Genomic DNA, 6,912 nt, shown 5'->3' on the forward strand with positions numbered 1-6,912 from the left:
TACCTCCAGCCGCTCAATAGAACTATTATACTATAAATGCAGAAGCATAGCAAAAGCTATTACATGATTTCCCATGCAGAAAAAGGACTAAGCTTGCACTCAGTCCCTTTTGGCCTTGCCTTAAAATTCTTCTCTGGTAGATAGTGGATATAGCTGCATCTCACGTGACTGGCCAATCAACGAGTCGGTGTATAAGTCAATTCCTTGCCATGCTTGGCCAGAAAATCTGGCAGTTCTGAATCAGGAATCTGCCGCAAATAAAGGTTAGAACGAATCGTGTCATCTTCCTCACGGCAGGTTGAGAGAACTAAATACCGGTCACTCGCCTTAATCTTTATCTTGGGATCCTTTGTCCGAGCAGCCTCATAGATATTTCTAAGCTGAGTTGTAAAGTCCTCGTCATCCTTAAACTCCGTCCGATAAAAAGCAGTCTCTTCCGGCACGATGACCAGTCCCATAGCTTGATAATAATACTTACGCTCAGGAGTCTCAATCACGACATATCTATGTTTGTCAAAATAATCCTGACGATCATAGTAGTTGACATCATTAAACATGCGATGATCTCCTGCCTTGCTACCCCGAGCATGCCCGAAAAGCCAAGTCAGACGATCGCTGAAATCTTTATGATTGTCCTTATCCATAAAGACCGCTCCCATATAGGGCTCTTGCTTTCCTTCAAAAGTCTTCAGCAGATAAGTCGCATTATCTTTCGTTTGCACCACTGGCTCATCCAACTGTGTACCAGGAGCATAGACATAGCCTATCGTTTCTGAATTCACAGCTTTCAGTTTAGCAAAACGCTCTGCTAAATATTCCTTTTCTGTCTGACTTGAAGATGCAGATGAGCTTGACATTTCAATCCTGCTAGGATGCGAAACTCGAAGCTTGCTGCCTGATGCTGATGAACGGAAAGAATAAAAAACAGAAAAAATAACCAGAACAATCAGTAGGAGGCAAATTCCAACAACAAGGAGCAGTTTCTTATTCGAAGCTTGACTCCTATCTTTTTCTTGCATAATCTAAAAATCCTTTATTTTTCATTTTTTACAAAAAATATCACCGAACGAAGGCTCAGTGATATTTAGGCGTTAGCACAAATTAAAGACAAAATTATTTGACTGCACTTGTCTTAGGAAGTGACTTTTCTTCAGAATTCTCCTCATTTTCCTTGTTCTCTTCTTTTGCTTCCGGAGCTTTTTTTGCTTTATTTTCTGATTTTTTAGCCTTCTTTTTACCTGCTGTTGAAGAGGATGCCGCCGAAGATTGAGACGGTGCTGGAAAAGTTGGAACTGATGAAGAGGCTGTGGAGTAAGGTGCTGCCGAATAAGCCGGTGTAGATGGATCTGTAGTAGATGGTGCCACTGAAGGCTGATCCGCATTAGCCGACTCTCCCTCACCAATAACAAGAACTTTGTTACCAGCTTGATCCTCCATCACAGCACTTTTGCCAACCGGAGCTTTCTTAGCTTCAGCAACTTGCTGATCCAGAGCTGATTGTGCATCTCTATAGGCCTGCAGTTCATCCATAACTTTATTAGATTCTGAGTCCGTACTGCCTTGGGGAACTTCATTATTATCAATGTCATTAACCCAAAGACTGGCTGTACCCTCAGCAAATACTGGTGCAGCAGCCGCGAAAAGTGAAAGGGCCACAGCACTTGAAAGCAAAACCTTTTTCATTATCTCATCTCCTCGTTACTTTTCAAAAATAATTGTAACTCCCCGTTACCTAATATTACCTACTACTAAGTATAGTTCGAACTCTTAAAAAAGTCAAGAATTTTACTACATAAAAATTTTTAAAACCAAATAATACCAAGGGATGAGACAAATTGTCAATTTACCAACTATTTAAATGGTCATTTATTTATATTTGAAACATCAAGTAATTTGAGTTTTCTTTTAAAGTGAATGTTGGACTTTTTTTAAAAAAGATAGTAGGAATAAAATAAAAAAGAGGCCAGAAATCAAGTATCCCAGCCATATATCTCAAATTATTTTTTGCCTATTTCAAACAAGGGTGACAGTGGCCGCTTTTCATGAATACGGACAATGGCTTCTCCTAAAAGATGCGCAATTGAAATCTGCTCAATCTTATCAATCAAGCGCTCTTGAGGCAGATAAATCGTATCTAGCACAACCAATTTTTTAATCGCCGATTTTTGAATATTATCCATAGCAGGACCAGACAAGACTGGATGAGTACAGCTAGCATAGACTTCTACAGCCCCTGCTTCAGCGAGAGCGTCAGCTGCATGGCAGATAGTTCCTGCTGTATCAATCATATCATCAATTAGGATACAAGTTTTTCCTTCTACCTTACCAATGATGTTCATGACTTCACTGCTATTCATCTTGTCCACACTGCGGCGCTTATCAATAATCGCAATCGGGGTTTTCAGAAACTCTGCTAACTTACGAGCCCGACTCACACCACCATGGTCAGGACTGACTACCACATAGTCTCCTCCTGTCATATTACGGCGCTCAAAGTAATCAGCAATCAAAGGTGCACCCATCAAGTGATCCACTGGAATATCAAAGAAGCCCTGGATTTGCGCTGCGTGCAAGTCAATAGTCAGCATCCGATCCACACCAGCAATTTCCAACATATTAGCAACTAATTTAGATGTAATTGGCTCACGAGCTCTAGCCTTGCGATCCTGCCGAGCATAGCCATAGTAAGGCATGACAACATTAATGGATTCAGCGCTAGCCCGTTTCAAAGCATCTACCAGAATCAAGATTTCCATCAAATTATCATTGACTGGCGAGCTGGTAGACTGCAAAATAAAGACGTGTTTCCCGCGAATAGATTCTTCAATATTCACTTGAATCTCTCCATCAGAGAACTGACGAACAGTTGATTTCCCAAGTGGCAATCCAATCTCTTGAGCAACACGCTGCGCTAATTCTTGATTAGAAGAAAGAGCAAAGAGTTTTAAATCAGAAAAAGACATGATTCCCTCCAGATTCTAAATCGTCTTTCATTGTCCAATTACAACTTTTCCCAACTACCATTGTAACTTTTTTCAATTGATTTTTCAATTAAAAATAAAAAACGCCAGAGGCGCTTTTTACTGATTAGTTCGGATAGATATATGAAACTGTACCTTGTGCAGTTGTTGGATTAAACCATCCACGGTAGTTACCAATTGATTGTTGTCCAAGGTAGTTTGCTTCTGATACTTGGATGCTTGTAGTAGATTGAACAGCTGTTACTACTGCAACGTGTCCATATCCACCGTCAGTCCAACATGCGATCGCTCCAACTTCTGGCTGTGAACCAACACGGAAGCCTGCTGCTGCTGCACTTGCAGACCATTGTCCACCATTACCCCAGTAATCGCCGGCCCAAGGAGCTAATGTCTTAGCACCCCAAGTACATTGACCTACTGGATAAGAAGATGCAGATGAGCTATAAACTGGTCTATTCGCACGGGCAACAGATTGAGTTGCTGCAGGTGCAGCTGGAGCCGCTACTTCAGCTGCTGGAGCTGAATTAACAACTGCTTGAACCTGAGCTTGCAGGGTAGTATTTCCTGAAGCTTCAATTGCTTGGCGTTTTGATTCTTGCTCTGCTTTATAAGCTGCTTCACGAGCCGCTGCTTCTGCTGCTGCTTTTTCTGCTGCTGCTTTTTCTTCAAGAAGAGAATTCTTTTCGTTTTCAGCAGTCGCTTTTTCAGCCGCAAGACTTGCCTGAGCTGCTTTCAATTCAGCTTGTTTTGTTGCCAAAGCTTGCTCATCATCAGCTAACTTCTCTTGGTTAGCAATTACAGTATTGATAGCTTCATTATTCGCAACTTGCTTTTCAGCAATTACTTCTTTATCTTTCTTTTGTTGTTCCAGCATTTTATTATTTGCTGAAACAATTTCGCTCATAGCTGCTACACGAGAAATAGCTTCTGTGATAGAGCTAGAATTCACAACTGTATTGATGTAGCTAGTAGCAGTTCCATTTGTTTGGGTACTGCGAGCTTGATTTGCAAGTGACTCATTACGAGCTACGATGTTTTTAGACAGTTCATCAATCTCAGCAGAAAGTCTTGCAGATTCAGCAGACAATTTTTCATTTTCTGCTTTAAGCTCTTCTTGTTGCTTTTGAATAGCAGATACTTGGCCTTGAATCTCGTTGACTTGTGCCTGAGCTGATTGTTGTTGCTCTGTCAAACTATTAATCTTGCTGTCTTGTGCAGCAATCTTTTCATCAGTTGTCTCCGCTTTAACGCTCACAAGTGCAGCTCCTTGTGAAAGGATAACCGTACTCAATAAAATTGATGTGAGTAGTTTTTTCTTCATAAAAATAATACACTCCTTCTTATAAGACATTAACTAGTATACCAGAAAATGCTGTATCATATGTTACGCCTTTATTACATTTTTATTTCTTGTTTATCATAAATACATTTTTTCGAAAATAGGCTGAAAAATGAGGAATATCAGGCCATTGAGAAGGATAGTCGGTACTAAAATGCTAAGAACAAAATCCTGTAAATTCAGACTAGAAAGATTCAAAAATACCGCAAAAGTAAAACTGATTAATTCAAATAAAAATACAAGAATCAAAACAGATAAAAAGCGAGTAAATTTATTTAAAAGCATAGTTGAACTAGACTGACAAACCAAAAGACTTAAAAGAGGAAAAAGAATAAGTGCAATACCGATGGTATGAAAATAGTAAACATCATAAATCAACCCCAAACCGCAAAATAAGAGAATATTGTAGTTTTTAGAGAGGTTGATGGAAACAAAAAGCATGAAAATAAAGATAAAATGACTGACTAAGTGCCATTGTAAAGGCAGAATATTAGCCAGAAAAGTCGAAATCTGCCCGTCGATCAATAAAACAAAAAATAAAATAATAGGAGTCAAAAGATGTTCTTTAATATCTCTCATATCAGTTCCCTACCAACATTACAGCACGGATATCCGACAAATCAGCAGCCGGCTTAACCAGAACAATCTTGTTTAACTGATCCTTAGCCTCAGACACGGAAAGTACCTTACCGACAGGAATATTTTCTGCATTATAAGCACCCAAGCCACTGGTTGCCACCTCATCTCCCTCTTTTATATCTTCAGCACTATTTAACTGACTGATGATATAAGCAGAGTTTTTTGCATCATAACCCGTAATAATCCCATAAACTGGACCAGACTTCGTTTGAATTCTAACAGAAATTTTAGTTGAGTTTTCCTCGTTAGTCAGTAGAGAAACCAAGCTAGACTGACTACTAGTTTCAGAAATACTTCCGACCAGACCACCATTAGCGACTACTAGCATAACATCTGTCACATTATCAGATGTCCCCTTGTCAATAGTCAGCTCATTTTTCCAGGATGCTGGCGTACGGGCAATCACTTCGCTGGCAATTTGTATTTGATTTTTATCAGCCTCTTTAAATTCCAGAAGTTTTCGCAACTGCTCATTCTCATCTTCTAAGGAATCTACCTTCCCAGCCTTTTCCTCAACCTCATAAAGATTTTTCTTGAGCTGCTGATTCTCTCTATAAGTAGACATCAAATCTGACATTTCTTCTTTTTTATCAGCTACAAAAGCAAAAGGAGAGCCAACAAGTCTATCTACCAATGAAATAATATTTGAAGTAGTTGATACAAACCAACTAGAAGAGGTAGATAGGATGAGTATCGTCATTGCAACAACTAATACAAAAAAAGAAATCAAAAACTTAGACTTTTTAAATCGATTCATCAGAAAAACCTCACTAAACAGGACGAGAAAGTATAAGAAAAGGAGATAGCAAATGCTAAACTCCTCATTATACGGAGAATGGGGGATTCGAACCCCCGCGCCGGTTACCCGACCTAACGATTTAGCAAACCGTCCTCTTCAGCCTCTTGAGTAATTCTCCAATATTTAATGGGCACGAGTGGACTCGAACCACCGACCTCACGCTTATCAGGCGTGCGCTCTAACCACCTGAGCTACGCGCCCAAGTTCAAAAAACTTGGTATGAACTTTCGTTCAAAGCGGGTGACGAGAATCGAACTCGCGACAACAGCTTGGAAGGCTGTAGTTTTACCACTAAACTACACCCGCATCACCACTATGATAATGTATGGCGCGAGACGGAATCGAACCGCCGACACATGGAGCTTCAATCCATTGCTCTACCAACTGAGCTACCGAGCCAACTATTGCGGGAGCAGGATTTGAACCTACGACCTTCGGGTTATGAGCCCGACGAGCTACCTAGCTGCTCCATCCCGCGTTAATACTATTCGTCCCTAAGGAGGATGTGGGATTCGAACCCACGCACGCTTTTACACGCCTGACGGTTTTCAAGACCGTTCCCTTCAGCCGGACTTGGGTAATCCTCCAAGATAACACTATGGACCTTGTAGGACTTGAACCTACGACCACTCGGTTATGAGCCGAGAGCTCTAACCAGCTGAGCTAAAGGTCCGACAAGATCATTATAGCGGCGAAGGGGATCGAACCCCCGACCTCCCGGGTATGAACCGGACGCTCTAGCCAGCTGAGCTACACCGCCATCTATCGGGAAGACAGGATTCGAACCTGCGACACCTTGGTCCCAAACCAAGTACTCTACCAAGCTGAGCTACTTCCCGAACTTAAGTTATTACTTAATGCACCCTAGAGGAGTCGAACCTCTAACCGCCTGATTCGTAGTCAGGTACTCTATCCAGTTGAGCTAAGGGTGCTCATCTTCTTCTACTGCCTCTTACAAGTCTATGCCGAGGACCGGAATCGAACCGGTACGATCGTTACCAATCGCAGGATTTTAAGTCCTGTGCGTCTGCCAGTTCCGCCACCCCGGCCGCCTCAAGCGAACGACGGGATTCGAACCCGCGACCCTCACCTTGGCAAGGTGATGTTCTACCACTGAACTACGTTCGCATCCTATTCAAAAATGCCGGCTACAT

Annotated in this window: 6 protein-coding genes and 12 tRNA genes; all 18 read right to left on the reverse strand. The window is 41.4% G+C overall.

The window, feature by feature from the left end; all coding sequences use genetic code 11:
- Positions 1-176 precede the first annotated feature (176 nt).
- Positions 177-1,019 (reverse strand): class B sortase, LPKTxAVK-specific, encoded by an 843-nt coding sequence (gene srtB, locus K4H96_RS11530; RefSeq protein ID WP_223337864.1) that lies wholly within the window; start codon positions 1,017-1,019, stop codon positions 177-179.
- Between the two features lie 94 nt (positions 1,020-1,113).
- Positions 1,114-1,683, reverse strand: coding sequence for an LPKTxAVK-anchored surface protein (locus K4H96_RS11535; RefSeq protein ID WP_002905703.1), 570 nt, complete (start codon positions 1,681-1,683; stop codon positions 1,114-1,116).
- 314 nt (positions 1,684-1,997) lie between these two features.
- A complete protein-coding gene (locus tag K4H96_RS11540) occupies positions 1,998-2,963 on the reverse strand; it encodes a ribose-phosphate diphosphokinase (protein WP_223337865.1) in 966 nt (321 codons plus the stop codon).
- 124 nt (positions 2,964-3,087) lie between these two features.
- Complete coding sequence (gene pcsB / locus K4H96_RS11545; RefSeq protein WP_223337866.1) at positions 3,088-4,302, reverse strand: peptidoglycan hydrolase PcsB; 1,215 nt, start codon at positions 4,300-4,302, stop codon at positions 3,088-3,090.
- Between the two features lie 96 nt (positions 4,303-4,398).
- Positions 4,399-4,899: a rod shape-determining protein MreD gene (gene mreD / locus K4H96_RS11550; RefSeq protein WP_002916819.1), complete on the reverse strand. Its 501-nt coding sequence runs from the start codon at positions 4,897-4,899 to the stop codon at positions 4,399-4,401.
- Between the two features lies 1 nt (position 4,900).
- Positions 4,901-5,716, reverse strand: a complete 816-nt coding sequence (gene mreC, locus K4H96_RS11555) for a rod shape-determining protein MreC (RefSeq protein ID WP_223337867.1) — start codon at positions 5,714-5,716, stop codon at positions 4,901-4,903.
- Between the two features lie 72 nt (positions 5,717-5,788).
- Positions 5,789-5,876: transfer RNA gene (locus K4H96_RS11560), tRNA-Ser, on the reverse strand.
- A gap of 9 nt (positions 5,877-5,885) precedes the next feature.
- Positions 5,886-5,959, reverse strand: a tRNA-Ile gene (locus tag K4H96_RS11565).
- Between the two features lie 34 nt (positions 5,960-5,993).
- A tRNA-Gly gene (locus K4H96_RS11570) sits at positions 5,994-6,064 on the reverse strand.
- Positions 6,065-6,084: 20 nt separating this feature from the next.
- A tRNA-Phe gene (locus tag K4H96_RS11575) sits at positions 6,085-6,157 on the reverse strand.
- A 5-nt stretch (positions 6,158-6,162) separates the two neighbouring features.
- A tRNA-Met gene (locus K4H96_RS11580) sits at positions 6,163-6,236 on the reverse strand.
- A gap of 19 nt (positions 6,237-6,255) precedes the next feature.
- A tRNA-Ser gene (locus tag K4H96_RS11585) sits at positions 6,256-6,345 on the reverse strand.
- Positions 6,346-6,357: 12 nt separating this feature from the next.
- A tRNA-Ile gene (locus tag K4H96_RS11590) sits at positions 6,358-6,431 on the reverse strand.
- 13 nt (positions 6,432-6,444) lie between these two features.
- A tRNA-Met gene (locus tag K4H96_RS11595) sits at positions 6,445-6,518 on the reverse strand.
- A gap of 5 nt (positions 6,519-6,523) precedes the next feature.
- Positions 6,524-6,597: transfer RNA gene (locus K4H96_RS11600), tRNA-Pro, on the reverse strand.
- A gap of 19 nt (positions 6,598-6,616) precedes the next feature.
- Positions 6,617-6,690 (reverse strand) — tRNA-Arg (locus K4H96_RS11605).
- A 31-nt stretch (positions 6,691-6,721) separates the two neighbouring features.
- Positions 6,722-6,807, reverse strand: a tRNA-Leu gene (locus K4H96_RS11610).
- Between the two features lie 7 nt (positions 6,808-6,814).
- Positions 6,815-6,886: transfer RNA gene (locus K4H96_RS11615), tRNA-Gly, on the reverse strand.
- Positions 6,887-6,912: the final 26 nt, after the last annotated feature.

Source organism: Streptococcus sanguinis (genome assembly GCF_020729765.1).
GTDB classification, from domain to species: domain Bacteria; phylum Bacillota; class Bacilli; order Lactobacillales; family Streptococcaceae; genus Streptococcus; species Streptococcus sanguinis_Q.